The 18,198-nt window shown below is 67.6% G+C and carries 13 protein-coding genes and 3 pseudogenes; 7 read left to right on the top strand and 9 right to left on the bottom strand.

Annotated elements, in window-relative coordinates; translation table 11 throughout:
- Positions 1-2: 2 nt before the first annotated feature.
- Positions 3-844 (bottom strand): annotated as a pseudogene (locus BLV15_RS10390) (universal stress protein).
- 544 nt (positions 845-1,388) lie between these two features.
- Between BLV15_RS10390 and BLV15_RS22505 the strand changes: the two are divergent.
- The 3 genes and pseudogenes from BLV15_RS22505 to BLV15_RS10375 all read left to right on the top strand — a co-directional run.
- Positions 1,389-1,724, top strand: a pseudogene (locus tag BLV15_RS22505) (PAS domain-containing protein); the annotation flags it as partial.
- A 303-nt stretch (positions 1,725-2,027) separates the two neighbouring features.
- Positions 2,028-3,008: pseudogene (locus BLV15_RS22500) on the top strand (methyl-accepting chemotaxis protein); the annotation flags it as partial.
- A gap of 61 nt (positions 3,009-3,069) precedes the next feature.
- Positions 3,070-3,669, top strand: a complete 600-nt coding sequence (locus BLV15_RS10375) for a tRNA-uridine aminocarboxypropyltransferase (RefSeq protein ID WP_090227617.1) — start codon at positions 3,070-3,072, stop codon at positions 3,667-3,669.
- 4 nt (positions 3,670-3,673) lie between these two features.
- On the opposite strand, the gene BLV15_RS10370 is transcribed toward BLV15_RS10375, so the two are convergent.
- Positions 3,674-4,075 (bottom strand): YbaN family protein, encoded by a 402-nt coding sequence (locus BLV15_RS10370; RefSeq protein ID WP_090227614.1) that lies wholly within the window; start codon positions 4,073-4,075, stop codon positions 3,674-3,676.
- Between the two features lie 13 nt (positions 4,076-4,088).
- Positions 4,089-4,673: a UPF0149 family protein gene (locus BLV15_RS10365; protein ID WP_090227612.1), complete on the bottom strand. Its 585-nt coding sequence runs from the start codon at positions 4,671-4,673 to the stop codon at positions 4,089-4,091.
- A 175-nt stretch (positions 4,674-4,848) separates the two neighbouring features.
- On the opposite strand from BLV15_RS10365, the gene recQ reads away from it, so the two are divergent.
- From recQ to BLV15_RS10345, 4 genes are all read left to right on the top strand, one after another.
- Positions 4,849-6,972, top strand: coding sequence for a DNA helicase RecQ (recQ, locus tag BLV15_RS10360; protein ID WP_090227610.1), 2,124 nt, complete (start codon positions 4,849-4,851; stop codon positions 6,970-6,972).
- A 139-nt stretch (positions 6,973-7,111) separates the two neighbouring features.
- A complete protein-coding gene (locus BLV15_RS10355) occupies positions 7,112-7,546 on the top strand; it encodes a MarR family transcriptional regulator (RefSeq protein WP_090227608.1) in 435 nt (144 codons plus the stop codon).
- A 334-nt stretch (positions 7,547-7,880) separates the two neighbouring features.
- On the top strand, positions 7,881-10,172 hold the full coding sequence (locus BLV15_RS10350) for a motility hub landmark protein FimV (protein WP_090227606.1): 2,292 nt from the start codon (positions 7,881-7,883) through the stop codon (positions 10,170-10,172).
- A gap of 117 nt (positions 10,173-10,289) precedes the next feature.
- Complete coding sequence (locus BLV15_RS10345) at positions 10,290-10,583, top strand: Rdx family protein (RefSeq protein ID WP_090227603.1); 294 nt, start codon at positions 10,290-10,292, stop codon at positions 10,581-10,583.
- A gap of 41 nt (positions 10,584-10,624) precedes the next feature.
- On the opposite strand, the gene BLV15_RS10340 is transcribed toward BLV15_RS10345, so the two are convergent.
- From BLV15_RS10340 to BLV15_RS10315, 6 genes are all read right to left on the bottom strand, one after another.
- On the bottom strand, positions 10,625-12,049 hold the full coding sequence (locus BLV15_RS10340) for a gamma-aminobutyraldehyde dehydrogenase (RefSeq protein WP_090227601.1): 1,425 nt from the start codon (positions 12,047-12,049) through the stop codon (positions 10,625-10,627).
- Positions 12,050-12,376: 327 nt separating this feature from the next.
- Positions 12,377-13,183 (bottom strand): ABC transporter permease, encoded by an 807-nt coding sequence (locus tag BLV15_RS10335; protein WP_090227598.1) that lies wholly within the window; start codon positions 13,181-13,183, stop codon positions 12,377-12,379.
- Positions 13,173-14,120 carry an ABC transporter permease gene (locus BLV15_RS10330; protein WP_090227595.1) on the bottom strand — a complete coding sequence of 316 codons (948 nt, stop codon included), beginning with the start codon at positions 14,118-14,120 and terminating at the stop codon, positions 13,173-13,175. The genes BLV15_RS10335 and BLV15_RS10330 overlap by 11 nt, the downstream gene beginning before the upstream one ends.
- The gene (locus tag BLV15_RS10325) at positions 14,120-15,163 is read right to left on the bottom strand and encodes an ABC transporter ATP-binding protein (protein WP_090227592.1); all 1,044 of its coding nucleotides are present in this window, start codon (positions 15,161-15,163) and stop codon (positions 14,120-14,122) included. The genes BLV15_RS10330 and BLV15_RS10325 overlap by 1 nt, the downstream gene beginning before the upstream one ends.
- Positions 15,164-15,349: 186 nt before the next feature.
- Positions 15,350-16,501: a putative ABC transporter substrate-binding protein YdcS gene (gene ydcS, locus BLV15_RS10320; protein ID WP_090227590.1), complete on the bottom strand. Its 1,152-nt coding sequence runs from the start codon at positions 16,499-16,501 to the stop codon at positions 15,350-15,352.
- Between the two features lie 149 nt (positions 16,502-16,650).
- Entirely contained in the window at positions 16,651-18,117 is a 1,467-nt protein-coding gene (locus tag BLV15_RS10315) for a gamma-aminobutyraldehyde dehydrogenase (protein ID WP_090227587.1), read from the bottom strand.
- Between the last annotated feature and the right edge of the window lie 81 nt (positions 18,118-18,198).

Raw genomic sequence — 18,198 nt, 5'->3', positions numbered from 1 at the left:
CCTCAGCGCAGGATCAGCAGGGCGCCGCTGCTGGAGCGCAGCAGCGCACCGGTGGTGCTGCCGACGAGGAACTGGCGGATGCGCGAATGCCCGTAGGCGCCCATCGCCAGCACGTCGATGCTGTGCTCTTCCTGATAGGCGAGCAGCGTGGAGACGACCTCGCCGTGGCGAATCGCCTGGCGCACGTCATAGCCGGCGGACGCCAGGCGCGCGGCCGCGTTGTCCAGCGGCGCCCAGTTGTCGCCGGTGTCGGCGCCGATCATCACCAGGTGGATCGGCATGCCTTCGCAGAGCGGCCCGGAGGCCAGCGTCGCCACCGCCTGGCGCGCGGTGACGCTGCCGTCGAAGGCGAGCATCAGCCGGCGCGGCACGCGGAACGTGCTCGGCGCCACCAGGATCGGGCGCGGCACGGCGCGGATGACGTTCTCCAGCTGGCTGCCGATCTGCAGCGCGTGGCCGCCGCTGCGCTCGCCCTGGCGGCCCATCACCAGCAACTGCGTGTCGCCCTGCAGCTCGTTCAGGCTGTGCAGCAGGTCGCCGTGGCGCTGCTGGGTTTCGGCGATCGGAACGCCCGCCGAGTGGGCGCGCTGGCGGGCCTCCTGCAGCAGCACGCGGCCGTCTTCCAGGGCCAGGCGGTTGCGTTGGGCATCCAGCGAGGAGAGTTCGTTGAGCAGGGCCTCGCGCTCGCCCAGGCCGGGGTTGCCGCCGGCATCGCCGCGCGGGTAGCGCTGCTCGTCGAGCACGTGCAGGAAGGTCAGCGGCGCGCTCAGGCGCAGTGCCGCCCAAGCCGCGTAATCGACCACGGAGGGGGCGGATCATCGATGCACGCCAATACCTGGCTCATGGTGTTTCTCCTTCGGTGACGGGCAGGAAGTCCTGCGCCTTGTCATGCACGCCGAAACGGTCGACCCATGGGGCAGTGGTCTGGTTCATTCCGAGTACCTCGACTGGCGCACGTCGCGGCGAAACCTGGGTACCGCCTTGTACAGCGCGGTTACCGCGGTCACGTCGCGAACGTACGCGTGGATGAAAACGATGCCTTGCCGTGACGCCGCGAGGAAATCGAAGGCGGCAGCGAAACGGCTCGATGAAGCGAAGAATATCCGGGCGATCACCGGCAGGCGCCTGGCTCGCTGTCACCGGAGGTTTCGCCGCGCAGGGAAGTCTTGTCATGCCGATCAGGATAGCCAACCCGTTGGCTCGTGCAGCCGGCAGGGCAGGAGCGCATCGCGGTACAGCGACGTGGGAACGCCCGTGCGGGCTCGGCCGAACGCAGCGTCCACTCGCCCCGCGCCGGACCCGACCGGGCGGGAGGTCTGCGCGACGAGCGCCCATTCGGCGATTTTTTGCGGTGCGGTTTGGCGGCATGCGACCTTGCTGTGCTAGACATGAAAAGAAACAAGCTCTCCGGAAAGAAACTACCTTGCGAAGGAATGTGCCGAATGCGTCAAAACCTGCCTGTCACTGATACCGAGATCACCTTTCCCAGCGAGGAACGGCTGATCTCCACCACCAATCTGCAAAGCCACATCACCTACTGCAATGACGCGTTCGTCCGGGTCAGTGGTTACAGCTACGAGGAACTGATTGGGCAGCCGCACAACCTGGTTCGCCATCCGGATATGCCGCCGGAAGTCTTCGGCCTGATGTGGGCCTCGCTGCAGAGCGGCAAGCCGTGGATGGGGCTGGTGAAGAACCGCTCGAAGAACGGCAGCTTCTACTGGGTCAACGCCTACGTCACGCCGATCTACGAGGACGGCAAGATGGTCGGCTACGAGTCGGTGCGCTCGCTGCCGACCCGCGAGCAGGTACGCCGCGCCGACGCCCTCTATGCGCGCCTGCGCGCCGGCAAGCCCGCCCGCTCCCAAGTGGCGCGCATCACCCACGAACTGCAGCGTTCCTGGCCGCTGATCCTCGCCGCCGCGCTGATCATCGGGCTCGACCGCGTGCTCGACGGCTGGGCGTTCACCGCGCTGGTGGCCGCCTGCATGCTCGGCCTGGCGACCTGGCTGTCGTTCACGCGCCAGGAGGACATCAGGAAAACCCTGCGCGATCACCCGAAAGCCTTCACCGATCCGCTGGTGGCGCTCACCTATTCCGATGGCCAGGGTGCGCAGGCAGAGCTGGACATGGCGCTGATCAGCCAGGAGGCCCGTTTGCAGACGGCCCTGAGCCGCCTGGAGGACGCTGCCGAGCAGGTGCGCCAGCGCGCCGCGCAGTCCTCGGAAACCTCGCGCGCCAGCGCCGAACTGCTGGAGCAGCAGCGCAACGAGACCGATCAGTCCGCGACCGCGATCAACCAGATGGCGGCGACCATCCAGGAAATCGCGCGCAACGTGCAGGACACCGCGCGGGCCGCCGAAGACGCCGACCGCATCGCCGGCGAGGGGCAGACCCTGGCCGGCGGCAGCCGCGTGACCATGCAGCAGATGGCGGCGGCGGTGAACGACATCGGCGAGGCGGTGACCGAGCTGGCGTCGTCGATGCACGCCATCGGCAGCGTCGTCGACGTGATCACGTCCATCGCCGAACAGACCAACCTGCTGGCGCTCAACGCGGCCATCGAAGCGGCGCGGGCCGGCGAGCAGGGGCGCGGTTTCGCCGTGGTCGCCGACGAAGTTCGCGCCCTGGCGGCGCGCACGCGACAGTCCACCGAGCAGATCCATCAGCTGATCGCGAGCCTGCGCACCGGCACCGACCGCGCGGTGAGCAGCGTCAGCCGCGGCGAGTCCATGTCGCAGGACAGCCTGGGCAGTGTGGAGTCTGTGCATCAGTCGCTGGGCAGCATCAGCCAGGCGGTGACGCGCATCAGCGGCATGAGCCAGCAGATGGCGGCGGCCTCGGAAGAGCAGAGCCTGGTGGTGGAGGACATCAACCGGCAGATCACCCGCATCGCCCAGCTTTCCGACAACAGCGCCGGACACGCCCAGCAGGGCGCGGCGATCTGCCAGGAGCTGGAGCAGATGGCCGGCTACCTGCACGGTCTGGCCGAACGTTTCGCCCGTTGAGGCCACCTGGCGGCGCCGCTGTGGCAGACTGCGCCGCCGCCCCACTCTCGTCAGAACGCCGATGTCCCGTCCGCAATGTTCCCGCTGCGTCCGCCCGCTGAGCCACTGCCTGTGTGCGCTCATTCCGTCCTTGCCGAGCCGTTGCCGCGTGTTGCTGCTGCAGCACCCGAGCGAGTCCGGGCATGCACTCAATACCGCACGCCTGGCGGCCCTGGGCCTGCAGAACGCCGAGCTGCTGGTCGGCGAGCGTTTCGAGGACCTGCAGGCGCGTCTGGACGATCCCGGCTACCGACCCTGCCTGCTGTTTCCTGGTAATGATGCGGAGGTGCTGGGCGCCGGCATACCGCGCGAGGATTCCCGCCCGCCGCTGCTGGTGGTGCCGGACGGCACCTGGCGCAAGGCGCGCAAGCTGCTTCACCTGAATCCCGCGCTGGCGGCCCTGCCGCGCCTCGCGTTGCCGGATGGGATGACCTCGCGCTATCGGGTGCGCAAGGCGCCGGTTGCGGGCGCGCTGTCGACCCTCGAGGCGGTGGTGGCGGCGCTCAACCTGCTCGAATCCCCGGCGAGCTTCGACGCTTTGCTGCGCCCGTTCGAGCGGCTGATCGACGGTCAGATCGAAGCGATGGGTGAGCAGACCTACCGGCGCAACCACGCGCCCTGACAGGTCAGCGCGGCGGTCGGGTTTTCTGTTTGAGGATGTAGAAACTCACGCACACCGCGCTGGTGAGCATGAAGGCTCGCGCCCAGAACAGCGGAACCAGGTAGCAGGAGAGGGCAATGCTCGCCCACATCAGGCCGATGGCGTAGACCTTGCCCTTGAGCGGAATGCCTTCGCCGTCGAGGTAGTCGCGAATCCACGGGCCGAGCCGCGGATGATTCACCAGCCATTCGTAGAAACGCCTTGAGCTGCGCGCGAAGCAGGCCGCGGCTAGCAGCAGGAACGGCGTGGTCGGCAGCACCGGCAGGAAGATGCCGATGACCCCGAGCGCCACGCTCGCCCAGCCAATGCCGAGCAGCACGTAGCGCACCCAAGGATTGCGGCTCGGGGCGAATTCGCGAGCGGCCATGCCCGGGCCTGGCTCAGTGGCGCGGCTTGAGCAACGCGGGTTTTTCTTCCGGGGCCTGGCAGAGCAGGTAAAGCGCGGTGAGCAGTTCGGGGATCTGCTCGACCATGCTGTCGACGAGGTCAGGGTCGGCGGCGATCTCGTCGAACTCGGGTTGTTCGTCGAACAGCCCCGAACCGACCATGATCGGCAGCAGCAGCTCGCTGACTTCGTCTTCGGCGTCTTCGAACCACACCGATTCGCGCAGGAACACGCCTTCCATGAAACCGATGCACCAGCCGCGCAGGTCGGAGTCGTCGGGGGTTTCGCCGAGGTCGAGCTCGCAGGGCAGCTCCATGTCCTCGTCGCTGGCCAACTGGCGGGCGATCAGCGCCTTGAGCTGGATCAGGCTGTTTTCGATTTCCTCGCGTTCGGCGTCGCTGCGGTAGTGCGGCGGCTCGGCGAACAGCGCGTCGATCCACTCGCGCTCTGGAACCGGCTGCGGGCAGATGGAGAGGGCAGTCAGGTAACCGTGGGCGGCCACGTAGTCCAGGGCCTCCTCGTGCAGTTCGTCGGCATCGAGAAAGGCTTGCAGGCGGGACAGTTGCTCGGCGAAGGACATCGTGGGGTACCTGGGGAAGAGATCAGCGCTGGATTCTAGCAAAGCCTGCGCGCAGGACTCAGGGAAAACTGCGGCGCGCGGCGGGATCGACCCGTACCGCTCATCCGCCATGCGCGCGGCGCCCGGTATGGCGATTGTTTGCGCTTATAATGCGCGCCTTCCTTCGGAGACCGGCATGCTCGACCAGGCCCTGCGCATCCTCAAAGACGTTTTCGGCTACGACGCCTTCCGCGGCAATCAGGCGGCGATAATCGAGCGCGTGGCGCAAGGTGGCGACGCCCTGGTGCTGATGCCCACGGGCGGCGGCAAGTCGCTCTGCTACCAGGTGCCGGCGCTGTTGCGCGACGGCCTGGCGGTGATCGTTTCGCCGCTGATCGCCCTGATGGACGACCAGGTCGCGACCCTCGACGAACTCGGTGTGGCTGCGGTGGCGCTGAATTCGACGCTGAGCAACGACGAGCAGCGGCTGATCGCCGAGCGCATCCGCCGCGGCGAGATCAAGATGCTCTACCTGGCGCCCGAGCGCCTGGTGCAGCCGCGCATGCTGGCCTTCCTGCAAGGGCTCGACATCGCCCTGTTCGGCATCGACGAGGCGCATTGCGTGTCGCAGTGGGGTCACGATTTCCGCCCCGAATACCTGCAACTGGGGCAGCTCGCCGAACTCTTCCCCAAGGTGCCGCGCCTGGCGCTGACCGCCACGGCGGACAAGCGCACCCGCGAGGAAATCGTCCAGCGCCTGCATCTGGAAGACGCCGAGCGCTACCTGTCGAGCTTCGACCGGCCGAACATTTTCTACCGCATCGTCCCCAAGGAGCAGCCGCGCAAGCAGTTGCTGGCGTTCCTCGCCGAGCGCAAGGGCGATGCCGGTATCGTCTACTGCCTGTCGCGCAAGAAGGTCGAGGAGGTCGCCGCCTTCCTCGCCGAGCAGGGCTTCCCGGCGCTGCCGTATCACGCCGGCCTGCCCAGCGAACTGCGGGCCTATCACCAGAAGCGCTTCCTCAACGAGGAAGGCCTGATCATGGTCGCGACCATCGCCTTCGGCATGGGCATCGACAAGCCCAACGTGCGTTTCGTCGCCCACCTCGACCTGCCGAAATCGCTGGAATCCTATTACCAGGAAACCGGCCGCGCCGGGCGCGACGGCCTGCCGGCGGACGCCTGGATGGCCTACGGGCTACAGGACGTGGTGTTCCTCAAGCAGATGCTCGCCAACTCCGAGGGCGACGAGCGCCACAAACGCGTCGAACAGCACAAGCTGGATGCGATGCTCGCCCTGTGCGAGGAGACCCGCTGCCGGCGGCAGACGCTGCTGGCCTACTTCGACGAGGAGCTGGCGGCGCCTTGCGGCCACTGCGACAACTGCGTCGATGGCGTGCAGACCTGGGACGCCACCGAGCCGGCACGCCAGGCGCTGTCGGCGATCTACCGCAGCGGCCAGCGCTACGGGGTCGGTCATCTGGTCGACATCCTGCTCGGTCGCGACAACGAGAAAATTCGCGGGCCGGGTCATCAGCACCTGTCGGTGTTCGGTGTCGGCAAAGGGCGCAGCGAAAGCGAATGGCGCACCTTGTTCCGCCAGCTGGTCGCCCGCGGCCTCGTCGATATCGACCTGGAAGGCTACGGCGGTCTGCGCCTGAGCGAGAGCTGCCGGCCGCTGTTGCGCGGCGAGGTGACGCTGGAGCTTCGGCGCGACCTCGCCACCAAGGCGCCCAAGTCCACCTCCAGCGCGGCCAGCCAGCTGGTGCAGAGCCACGAGCGCGACACCTGGGAGGCCCTGCGCGCACTGCGCCGCAAGCTCGCCGAAGAGCACGGCGTGCCGCCTTACGTGATCTTCCCCGATGCCACGCTGCTGGAAATGCTGCGCAGCATGCCGACCACGCTCAGCGCCATGGGGCGCGTCAGCGGCGTCGGCGCGCGCAAGCTGGAGCGCTACGGAGAGGCCTTCCTCGACGTGCTCGGCGGCAAGGCCGAGCCGGCCAGTACCCCCGTCGATCTGCGTCACGAACTGATCAGCCTGGTGCGGGCCGGAATGACGCCGTCGCAGGTCGCCAGCCAGCTCAAGTGCACGGAAAAGAACGTCTACGCGCTGCTCGCCGAAGCCATCGCCGAGCAGCAGCTGTCGCTGGAACAGGCTCTGGACCTGCCGGAAGAACTGCTGGGCGAAGTCCAGGACGCCTTCCTCGATGGCGAGGGCGAGCTGCCGCCGGTGGCCGAACTGGCCGAGCAGTTCCGCGGCCGGGTCAACGAGGGTGTGCTGCATTGCGTGCGTGCGGCGCTGCAGGCGGAATTCCAGGCCTGAACCCCGCCCGGTAATCTTCGGAAACCTAAAATCCCAAGGAAATCCGCCGCTTGGCAGCGGGCGCGACCATCTGCGGACTTGCCGCCCGCCCCAGTGCTATGGTTAGCTCGCTAATTATTAGTTTTATGGTACAGGCGCCATGTCCGAATACGATCATCACCGCTTCGCCATGCAGGTATCGCAGCTGTCGCGCGCCTGGCGTGGCGAGCTCGACCGCCGACTCGCCGGGCTTGGCCTCTCCCAGGCGCGCTGGCTGGTGCTGCTGCACCTCGGGCGCTTCGCTGAGCAGCCGACCCAGCGCGAGCTGGCGCAGAGCGTCGGGGTCGAGGGTCCGACGCTGGCGCGACTGCTCGACAGCCTCGAAGCCCAGGGCCTGGTGCGTCGCCTCGCGGTTCCCGAAGACCGCCGGGCCAAGAAGATTGCCCTCAGCCCGGAAGCCAAGCCCCTGATCGAACGGATCGAGGCGATCTCCTCGCAACTGCGTCGCGAACTGTTCCAGGGCATCGATCCGGAAGACCTGCAACGCTGCCAGCAGGTCCACTCGCACATCCTCGCCAATCTGCAGAACCCCTGACGTCGGCGGGTTACCGGCGATCGCCGCCGGGCGCCTGGCGCCGAGTTTCCTGCCCATTGCCGTTGTATCGCGTTGCGGCGCCAGACAATATGACGGTCGTCCGTCGTGGAGCCCTCGAGAAAGGCGCTTTTCTGACGATAAACGGAACGGAGCGCTCGGATGTGGTGGCATAGTGCCGCTATACTGCGTGGCTCACGTATTCTTCGACTAGCATCCGTACTGGGTATCTGGATGATTTTCCGGGTTAATTGGATCTGCCTCACTGTGCATGTTTCGTCGATGTCGCGTATTTCAAGAACAGGCTCCGGATCGAGCCGGACCACCGGGAGGAAACATGGCTAGAGTTCACCAGCTCTTGGTGCTGACCCTTGTATCGGGATCGGCGCTTTATTCAGGGCTGGTTCCCGCACTGGGCCTCGGGGACATCAATCTGCAGTCCGCGCTCAATCAGCCGCTGAGCGCCGAAATCGAACTGCTCGACGTGGGTGACCTGACCCGCGACGAGATCAAGGTACGCCTCGCCAGCCAGAGCGCCTTCGATCAGTCCGGCGTCGACCGGCCGTTCTTCCTCAACGATCTGCGTTTCACCCCGGTCGTGCGCGGCAAGAGCAGCGTGGTGCGGGTGGTTTCCACCCAGCCGGTGCGCGAGCCCTATCTGAATTTCATCGTCGAGGTGGCGCGCCCGGGCGGCACACTGCTTCGCGAGTACACCCTGCTGCTGGACCCGCCGGAATCGTCGTACCTGGCCAGCGCCGCGCCCGCTCCGAGCGCTGCCGCCGCGCCGAGTCGTGCCCCCCGCGCCGCGGCTGCCCCCGCCGTGCGCAGCGCGCCGGCCGCCGCGCGCGCGCCCTCCGGTCCGCTGCCCGCCGCCGTGCAGGGCAAGCGCTACCGCGTCGCCAGCGGCGACAGCCTGTGGGCCATCGCCCGACGCTTCAATCCGGGCGGCGAAGCCTCGCTGGAAGGGCTGATGCGCGATATCCAGCTGCTCAATCCGCAGGCCTTCGTCGGCGGTGAAGCGCATCGACTCAAGGTAGGCGCCGAGCTGCTGCTGCCCGATGCGCTCGCCGAAGAGGCGCCGCCCGCGATGCTCTCGCTGTCCAGCGAGGACGAAGAGCTGGAGAACACCCGGCCCTCCGCACCGATGCCCGGTGTTCCCGGTTCGCCGGAAAGCCAGGCGGCCCTGCAACGGCGCGTGGATGAGGAGCTCGCGTCCAGTACCGGCGAAAGCCAGTCCCTGCAGCAGCAGATGCGCGACCTGCAGAACCAGCTGCAGATCCTTCAGCAGCAACTGAGCGAGAGGGACCAGCAACTGGCCAGCCTGGAGTCGCGCCTCGGTGCGACGCCAGCGACTGTTCCCCAGGCGACCGCGCCTGCCGCGGCCGAGCCGGGCCCGTCCGCCGCAGCGCCGGCGGATTTCACGGCTTCCGGCCAGCCGGAAACGCCGCCCGCGGATGCCGTAGCGCCGCTGGACGATCAGGCATCGGCCGCCGCGCCGCAGGACGAATCCGAACCGGCCCTGCCGCCGGCGGACGCTGCGCAAACCGCTCCTGCGCAGACTTCTCCCGCCGCCGAGCCTGCTCCGGCCGCGCCCGTCGCCGAGGAACCGGCCGCCGAGGCCGAGCAGTCGACCGGTTCGTCGGTCTGGCTGATCGGCGCCTTCTGCCTGGTCATGCTGCTGGCGTTGCTGCTGCTCCTGCGCCGCCGGCGCAAGCCCGCGCGGCTGCCCGACCCTCAGGTGGTCGTGGTACCGGTGGTCGAGGATGACGCGCTGGTCAGCCCGGCGCGCGTGCGCAGCGCTGCCAGCGTCGAGCAGCCTGTCGAGACGCGCACGCAGATCTCCACCGATCCGCTGGAAGCCGCCAACATCTACATCGCCTACGGCCGCTTCGGCGAGGCCGAAAGCACCTTGCGTCACGCCCTGGAAAACGCGCCCGCGCGCATGGACCTGCGTTTGCGCCTGCTCGAAGTGCTCGCCGAGAACGGCGATCTCGGCGGGTTCGCTCGCGAGGAAGCGGTGCTGCGCGAGATGGGCGCGAGCCCGGCGCAGCTCGAGCGGATCAAGACCCGCTATCCGGCGATGAACGCGGACGCCGATGCCGTGGCGATGGCCGACTCGCGGGTCGACCCGTTGCAGGATGCCGTGCTCGATCTGGACGATCTGCCGGCCGCACCGGTCGCCCACGCGGCGCCTGACGAAGATCCCAACGATTACCCGCTGAACCTCGACGACCTGTCGCTGGACGCCGACTGGGACCTGATCAATCCGTTCCCCAACCAGGCGTCCAGGGCAGGGCAGGGCAAGGCCGAGGTCGAAGAGGAGCCGGACTTCCATTCCAACCTGCAGGAGCTGCCGGAGGTGTTCGAGCTGGACGAGCCGGAGCAGCCGTCGGCGCGCTCGGGTTTCGAAGCGGACCTCAGCGACGACTTCCTCGATGCCTTCGGTGACGACCTGTCGAGCGAGCGCCCGCTGGACGACCTGGCCGCCAGCCGCAAGATGAGCCTGGCCATGACCTACATCGAGCAGGGCGAGATCCAGAGCGCCTGCAACATCCTCAACGAGGTGATCGACCAGGGCGACGAGCAGCAGAAGGAAGAGGCTCGCGAGCTGTTGTCGCGCATCGCGTAAGAAGGTCGCCCGCGCCACCGAGACGCCGCATTCCGATGCGGCGTTTTGCTTTTCGCGCCTCGGCGACGGTCGTGGTTGCCGTTATGCTGGTCGCCCGGCCCGCCCCGCGAGATCGTCATGACCCGTACCGCGCCACGCCCCGAAATCGTCATCACCTATTGCACCCAGTGCCAGTGGCTGCTGCGCGCCGCCTGGCTGGCGCAGGAGCTGCTGTCCACGTTCACCGGCGACCTCGGCCGAGTCGCCCTGGAGCCGGGCACGGGCGGGGTGTTCCGCATCACCTGTGACGGCGTTCAGCTCTGGGAGCGCAAGGCAGACGGCGGTTTCCCCGAGGCCAAGGTGCTCAAGCAGCGGGTTCGCGACCGCATCGACCCCGGGCGTGACCTGGGCCACAACGAGGCACGCACCTAGGCGCGGCCTCGCGGCGCAGGGGCGTGCCCTGCGCGACAGCTTCAGTGCTTGAACATCACGTGGCGCACCGCGGTGTAGTCCTCCAGCCCGTACATCGACATGTCCTTGCCGTAGCCGGAGCGCTTGACGCCGCCGTGGGGCATTTCGCTGACCAGCATGAAGTGCGTGTTCACCCAGGTGCAGCCGTACTGCAGGCGCGCCGAGAGGCGGTGCGCGCGGCCCACGTCGCGGGTCCAGATCGACGAGGCGAGACCGTAGTCGGAGTCGTTGGCCCAGCTCAGCGCCTGCAACTCGTCGTCGAATGGCGTGACCGACACCACCGGGCCGAACACTTCGTTGCGGACGATTTCATCGTCCTGTTGCGCGCCGGCCAGCACCGTCGGCTGGAAGAAGAAGCCGTCCCCGGCGACCGCTTTGCCGCCGGTGACCACCTCGATGTGCGACTGGCCGCTGGCGCGCTCGACGAAACCGCTGACGCGGTCGCGATGCTGCGCGGTGATCAGCGGGCCGAGTTCGGTGGCGGCGTCGTTCTGCAGGCCGGTCTTCAGGTTGCCCACGGCATCGCCCAGGGCGGCGACGAATTTCTCGTAGATGCCTTTCTGCGCGTAGATGCGGCAGGCGGCGGTGCAGTCCTGTCCGGCGTTGTAGAAGCCGAAGGTGCGGATGCCCTCGACGGCGGCCTCGATGTCGGCGTCGTCGAAGATCAGCACGGGTGCCTTGCCACCCAGCTCCATGTGCATGCGTTTCACGCTGGCCGCGGTGCTGGAGATGATGTTGGCGCCGGTGGCGATCGAGCCGGTGAGCGAGACCATGCGCACGCGCGCGTGCGTCACCAGCGGCGTGCCGACGCTGGCGCCTCGGCCGAAGACGATGTTGACCACCCCGGCGGGGAAGATCTCGGCGAGGAATTCGGCCAGTTTCAGCGCCGTCAGCGGCGTCTGCTCGGACGGCTTGAGCACCACGGTGTTGCCCGCCGCCAGGGCCGGCGCGAGTTTCCAGGCGGCCATCATCAGCGGGTAGTTCCACGGCGCGATGGAGGCGACCACGCCGAGCGGGTCGCGGCGGATCATCGAGGTGTGTCCCGGCAGGTATTCGCCGGCGGCGGAACCGGACAGGCAGCGGCTGGCGCCTGCGAAGTAGCGGAACACGTCGGCGATGGCGGGGATTTCGTCGTTCAGCGCGGCGCCGAAGGGTTTGCCGCAGTTGTCCGACTCCAGCTTCGCCAGCTCTTCGGCATGCGCCTCGATGCGATCGGCGAGGCGCAGCAGCAACATCGCACGGTCCTTCGGCGCGGTTTGCGACCAGCCGTCGAAGGCCGCGTCGGCGGCGCGCACCGCGGCGTCCACCTGCGCTTCGCTGGCCTCGGCGATCTGCACCAGCGGTGCGCCGAGGGAGGGGTTGAGCACGGCGAGCCTCTCGCCTTCGCCGTCGATCAGTTGGCCATTGATCAGCAGTTTGGTTTGCATGGGGTCAGCCTCGCTATGGGTTGTCGTTGGGTTGGGGAGGGCGCTGCTGCCCTCTCCCCCGGCCCCTTTCCCGTAAACGGGAGAGGGGCGTGTTCGTGTCGGTGTTCAGCGTTCGTGCCCGGCCTCTGCAGCGCGATCGGCTGGACGGATCACTTCCGGACCGCCCGGTCCGCCCCCTTTCCCGTAAACGGGAGAGGGGAGTGTTCGTGTGGTGTTCAGCGTTCGTGCCCGGCCTCAGCAGCACGATCGGCCAGATGGATCACTTCCGGTCCCGCCCGGACTGCCCCCTCTCCCGTTCACGGGAGAGGGCTGGGGAGAGGGCGGCTTTCACTTGCCGCTCCCCGCCACGCCCTCGCCGCCGCGCGTCAGGTAATAGGCGCCGAGGATCGGCAGCATGGTCACCAGCATCACCAGCATCGCCACCACGTTGGTCACCGGCACGTCGCGCGGGCGGCTGAGCTGGTTGAGCAGCCACAGCGGCAGGGTGCGTTCGTGGCCGGCGGTGAAGGTGGTGACGATGATCTCGTCGAAGGACAGCGCGAAGGCGAGCATCCCGCCAGCCAGCAGTGCCGAGCCGAGGTTCGGCAGGATGATGTAGCGGAAGGTCTGCCAGCCGTCGGCGCCCAGGTCCATGCTCGCTTCGATCAGGCTGTGCGAGGTGCGCCGCAGGCGGGCGATGACGTTGTTGTAGACGATCACCACGCAGAAGGTGGCGTGGCCGATGACGATGGTCAGCACGCCCGGCTCGATGCCCAGGCTCTTGAACGCGGCGAGCAGCGCCAGGCCGGTGACGATGCCGGGCAGCGCGATGGGCAGGATCAGCATCAGCGAGATGCCTTCCTTGCCGAAGAAGTCGCGGCGGTACAGCGCGGCGGCGGCCAGGGTGCCGAGGATCATGGCGATCAGCGTGGCGAGGCAGGCGATCTGCAGCGACAGGCCGATGGCGTCGAGCACGTCCTGGCGCGCGAAGGCGACGCTGAACCACTTCAGGGTGAAGCCCTTGGGCGGGAAGCTGAATGCCGCGTCCTCGGTGTTGAAGGCGTAGAGGAAGATGATCAGGATCGGGAAGTGCAGGAACACCAGCCCGCCCCAGGCCGCCAGCCTGAGTCCCCAGGAGGCTCGTTCAGAGTGCATCGAAGGCCCCCAGACGTTTGACGATGGACAGGTAGATCGCGATCAGCACGATCGGCACCAGGGTGAACGCGGCGGCCATCGGCAGGTTGCCGATGGCGCCCTGCTGGGCGTAGACCATGCTGCCGATGAAGTAGCCGGGCGGCCCCACCAGCTGCGGCACGATGAAGTCGCCGAGGGTCAGGCTGAAGGTGAAGATCGAGCCGGCGGCGATGCCGGGGATCGACAGCGGCAGGATCACCTGGCGGAAGGTCTGCGCCGGGCGCGCGCCCAGGTCGGCCGAGGCTTGCAGCAGGTTCGGCGGCAGCCGCTCCAGCGAGGCCTGGATCGGCAGGATCATGAACGGCAGCCAGATGTAGACGAACACCAGAAAGCGCCCGAGGTGCGAGGTCGACAGCGTGCTGCCGCCGATGCCGGGAATGCCGAGGACCAGTTGCAGCAGCGGCGCCAGGCCAAGGTGGTCGACGAACCACTGGGCGACGCCGCCCTTGGCCAGCAGCAGGGTCCAGGCATAGGCCTTGACGATGTAGCTGGCCCACATCGGCAGCATCACCGCGATGTAGAAGAACGCCTTGGTCTTGCCGCGGGTGTAGCGCGCCATGTAGTAGGCGATGGGAAACGCCAGCAGGCCGGCCGCCAGCGACACCGCCACTGCCATGCCCAGGGTGCGCAGGATGATGTCGTAGTTGGCCGGCTGGAACAGCGCCCCGAGGTTGGCCAGGGTCAGCTCCGGCGTCACCGCCATGGTGAAGTCGTCGAAGGTGTAGAAGCCTTGCCAGAGCAGCGCCAGCAGCGAGCCGAGGTAGATCGCGCCGAACCACAGCAGCGGCGGCACCAGCAGCAGCGAGAGGTACAGGTTCGGCTTGCGGTAGAGCAGGCTGGACAGGCGTCGCAGCGGGCCGCCGACAGCCGCCGTCCTGGTATCGAGAGCGAGCTGCATCAGGCGTCCGCTCCGGGTGCGATGTCGTGCAGTGCGACCATCGCCGCGCGTGCCCAGCGTGCGGTCACCCGCTGTCCGGTGCTGCGCAGCGCGGCGCCTTCGCCCCACTGCGTATTGGCCTGGCTGACGCAGAAGTTCTGCCCGTTATCCAGGCGGATTTCGTAGCGCGTGGCGGCGCCCTGGTACTGGATGTCGTGGAGCAACCCGCTGATTTCCACTTCATCGCCGCCGAGGGCTTCGCTGCCCGCCAGGCGCGTGTGCTCCGGGCGGATCGACAGGGGCCGTTCGCTGCCACCCAGCTCCAGCGCCAGGCCGCCGCGCAGCACGTTGGAGGTGCCGACGAACTCGGCGACGAAAGACGTGGCGGGCCTCATGTAGAGGTTGCGCGGGGTGTCGACCTGTTCGATGCGGCCCTTGTTGAACACCGCCACGCGGTCGGACATCGACAGCGCCTCGCTCTGGTCGTGGGTGACGAAGATGAAGGTGATGCCCAACTGGCGCTGCAGCTTCTTCAGTTCGCTCTGCATCTGCTCGCGCAGCTTGAGGTCGAGCGCGCCGAGCGGCTCGTCGAGCAGCAGCACGCGCGGACGATTGACCAGCGCACGGGCGAGGGCGACGCGCTGGCGCTGTCCGCCGGAAAGCTGCACGGGCTTGCGCGCGCCGTAGCCGCCCAGGGCGACCATGCCCAGCGCCTCCTCGGCGCGGGCCCGGCGCTCGGTCTTGCCGACGCCCTTGACCTTGAGGCCGTAGGCGATGTTGTCGAGCACGTTCATGTGCGGGAACAGCGCGTAATCCTGGAACACCGTGTTGACGTCGCGCTGGTAGGGCGCAAGGCCGACGGCCTCGGCGCCGTGGATGCGGATGGAGCCGGCGCTGGGTTGCTCGAAGCCGGCGATCAGCCGCAGGCAGGTGGTCTTGCCCGATCCCGACGGGCCGAGCATGGAGAAGAATTCGCCTTCCTGGATATCGATGGACACCCGGTCGACGGCCTTCACCTCGCCGAACTGGCGGGACACCTGGGTGAACTGAACGGCGATGGTCATCTGCTGCGCTACTCCGGAAAGCAAAAAAACGGCGTGGAAAATGGGGGCGAGGGCTCGTCCTCCCGAGAGAAACCGGGGCGGCCTGGGTGGCCTCGCCCCCTCTCCCGTTCACGGGAGAGGGCCGGGGAGAGGGGCCTTTCCTGGCACACCCATCCCGGGCCCGACGTGGTCGATAAAACGAAGGGTTCAGCGTCCGCCCATGATCGCGATGTAGTCCTGCGTCCAGCGGCTGTAGGGGACGAACTTGCCGCCCTCGGCTTGCGGGGTTTTCCAGAAGGCGATCTTGTCGAAGTTGTCGAAGCCGTTGACCTTGCAGCCTTCGGCGCCGAGCAGTTCGCTTTCCTTGCAGCCGGCGGGAACCGCGGGCAGCGAGCCGAACCAGGCGGCCACGTCACCCTGGACCTTCGGCGACATCGACCAGTCCATCCACTTGTAGGCGCAGTTCGGGTGCTTGGCCTCGGCGTGCAGCATGGTGGTGTCGGCCCAGCCGGTAGCGCCTTCGACCGGCACGGTGGAGGCGATCGGCTGCTTCTCCAGCTGCAGCGCGTTGACCTGATAAGGCCAGGCGCCAGAGGCGACCACCCCCTCGTTCTTGAAGTCGCTCATCTGTACCGTGGTGTCATGCCAGTAGCGGTGCACCAGTGCGTGCTGCTTGCGCAGCAGGTCGAGCACCGCGGCGTACTGCGGCTCGGTGAGCTGATAGGGGTCGCCTATGCCCAGCTCGGGCTGCTTGGTCTTCAGGTAGAGCGCCGCGTCGGCGATGTAGATGGGGCCGTCGTAGGCCTGCACGCGGCCCTTGTTCGGCTTGCCGTCGGCCAGGTCCTGGGCCTCGAAGACCACGCTCCAGCTGGTCGGCGACTGCTTGAACACGTCGGTGTTGTACATCAGCACGTTCGGGCCCCACTGGTAGGGCGTGCCATAGGTCTTGCCATCCACCACGTACCAGGGCGCATCCTTGAGACGTGGGTCGAGGCCCTTCCAGTTGGGGATCAGCGCCGTGTCGATGGGCTGCACGCGCTTGCCATAGATCAGCCGCAGCGAGGCGTCGCCCGAGGCGGTCACCAGGTCGTAGCCGCCCTTGGCCATGAGGCTGACCATTTCGTCCGAGGTGGCGGCGGTCTTGACGTTGACCTTGCAGCCGCTGTCCTTCTCGAACTGGCTGACCCAGTCGTAGCTCTTGTCGCTTTCGCCGCGTTCGATGTAGCCGGGCCAGGCGACGATGTCGAGCTGGCCTTCGCCGGCGCCGACGGCCTTGAGGGCTTCGGCGGCTTGCAGGCTGCTGCTGCCGAGCAGGGCGCCGGCGAGTGCGCCGAGCAGAGCGGTGGTGTGCGCTGACATTGGTAATCCCTCTTCTTGGTTTGATAGTCGGGGCAGTGAATGTCTTGCCGGCCGGAGCGCGTCCGGTCCTGATTGTTATGTCGCCGCGCCTGTCGGTCGGTGCGGTCGAATCGGGTGCTTGCACGTGTGGTAAGAGAAAAGCCTCGAACCTAGCTCAGCTCCTTGCCGTGGCGCGCCATGATGTGGCGGACCACGCTGTAATCGGCCAGCGAATCGCTGGACAGGTCCTTGCCGTAGCCGGAGCGTTTCAGCCCCCCGTGCGGCATCTCGCTGGTCAGCATGAAATGGGTGTTGATCCAGGTGCAGCCGTATTGCAGCCGCGCGGCGATCTGCATGGCCTTGTCCAGGTCCTGGGTCCAGACCGACGAGGCCAGGCCGTATTCGGAGTCGTTGGCCCAGTCCAGCGCCTGGCTCGGCTCGTCGAAACGGGTGACGGTGACCACCGGGCCGAACACTTCGCGCTGGACGATCTCGTCGCTCTGCTTGCAGCCGGCGAGCAGCGTCGGCTGATAGTAGAAGCCGGGGCCGGAGTGCACGGCCGCGCCGGTGACGCGCTCGATGTGCGGCTGGCCGAGGGCACGCTCGACGAAGCTGGCCACGCGGTCACGCTGGCGGGCGCTGATCAGCGGGCCCATCTCGTTGTCGGCGTCCTTCTTGCGGGCGAAGCGCAGGGTCGACACGGCCTCGCCGAGCCGGGCCAGCAAACGGTCGTGAATGCCGGCCTGGGCATAGATGCGGCAGGCGGCGGTGCAGTCCTGGCCGGCGTTGTAGTAGCCGTAATTGCGCACGCCCTCGACCACGGCATCGAGGTCGGCATCGTTGCAGACGATCACCGGCGCCTTGCCGCCCAGTTCCAGGTGCGTGCGTTTGAGCGTGCGTGCGGCGGCCTGCAACACCTTCTGCCCGGTAACGATGTCGCCGGTGAGGGAGACCATGCGCACCTTTGGATGCCCGACGAGCTGGCTACCGACCCCTTCGCCACCTCCGCAGAGGATGTTGATCACGCCCGGCGGGAGGATTTCGGCGAGCAGCGGCGCGAGGGCGAGGATCGACAGCGGCGTATGTTCCGAGGGCTTGAACACCAGCGTGTTGCCGGCGGCCAGCGCCGGCGCGATCTTCCACGCAGCCATCATCAGCGGGTAGTTCCAGGGTGCGATGGAGGCGACCACGCCCAGCGGGTCGCGTCGCACCAGGCTGGTGTGGCCGGGCACGTACTCGCCGGCCAGTTGGCCCTGCTGGCAGCGCACTGCGCCGGCGAAGAACCGGAACACGTCGACGCTCGCGGTCAGGTCGTCCTGGCGCGCCAGGTGCAGGGGCTTGCCGCAGTTCAGCGATTCCAGCCGCGCCAGGCTGTCGGCGTTTCTTTCGATGCAGTCGGCGATCGCCAGCAGTGCCTGGGCACGTTGCGCCGGCGTGGTCCTCGACCAGCCTGGAAACGCCTGCTGGGCGGCGGCGATGGCGGCCTCCACCTGATCGATCGAGGCCTCGGCGATCTCCACCAGCGTCTCGCCGCAGGCCGGATCGATGATCGCCTCGACCAGCCCTTCGCCGCGAGACAGCTCGCCACCGATCAGCAGATCGGTGCGCAGCGTGGCGAGTGGGCTGATTGCATTCATCGTGATCGGCGTTCCGTGGCGATTCGGTTGCACGAACCCTGCGCCGTTGAGGCACTTGTTCGTCTTTACCCGAGACTAGAG

It is taken from the genome of Pseudomonas kuykendallii, from assembly GCF_900106975.1.
GTDB classification, from domain to species: Bacteria; Pseudomonadota; Gammaproteobacteria; order Pseudomonadales; family Pseudomonadaceae; genus Pseudomonas_O; species Pseudomonas_O kuykendallii.
Note: the sequence above shows the minus strand (reverse complement) of the source record. Positions and strands in the feature narration are given on the sequence as shown.

Bases quoted from the DNA above. Each gene is read 5' to 3' on its own strand.
- ydcS (WP_090227590.1), bottom strand. From the start codon at position 16,501: ATGTCAGCGCACACCACCGCTCTGCTCGGCGCACTCGCCGGCGCCCTG.
- BLV15_RS10375 (WP_090227617.1), top strand. From the start codon at position 3,070: ATGTCCCGTCCGCAATGTTCCCGCTGCGTCCGCCCGCTGAGCCACTGC.
- BLV15_RS10370 (WP_090227614.1), bottom strand. From the start codon at position 4,075: ATGGCCGCTCGCGAATTCGCCCCGAGCCGCAATCCTTGGGTGCGCTAC.
- BLV15_RS10315 (WP_090227587.1), bottom strand. From the start codon at position 18,117: ATGAATGCAATCAGCCCACTCGCCACGCTGCGCACCGATCTGCTGATC.
- BLV15_RS10325 (WP_090227592.1), bottom strand. From the start codon at position 15,163: ATGACCATCGCCGTTCAGTTCACCCAGGTGTCCCGCCAGTTCGGCGAG.
- BLV15_RS10365 (WP_090227612.1), bottom strand. From the start codon at position 4,673: ATGTCCTTCGCCGAGCAACTGTCCCGCCTGCAAGCCTTTCTCGATGCC.
- BLV15_RS10355 (WP_090227608.1), top strand. From the start codon at position 7,112: ATGTCCGAATACGATCATCACCGCTTCGCCATGCAGGTATCGCAGCTG.
- BLV15_RS10345 (WP_090227603.1), top strand. From the start codon at position 10,290: ATGACCCGTACCGCGCCACGCCCCGAAATCGTCATCACCTATTGCACC.
- BLV15_RS10340 (WP_090227601.1), bottom strand. From the start codon at position 12,049: ATGCAAACCAAACTGCTGATCAATGGCCAACTGATCGACGGCGAAGGC.
- BLV15_RS10335 (WP_090227598.1), bottom strand. From the start codon at position 13,183: ATGCACTCTGAACGAGCCTCCTGGGGACTCAGGCTGGCGGCCTGGGGC.
- BLV15_RS10330 (WP_090227595.1), bottom strand. From the start codon at position 14,120: ATGCAGCTCGCTCTCGATACCAGGACGGCGGCTGTCGGCGGCCCGCTG.
- BLV15_RS10350 (WP_090227606.1), top strand. From the start codon at position 7,881: ATGGCTAGAGTTCACCAGCTCTTGGTGCTGACCCTTGTATCGGGATCG.
- recQ (WP_090227610.1), top strand. From the start codon at position 4,849: ATGCTCGACCAGGCCCTGCGCATCCTCAAAGACGTTTTCGGCTACGAC.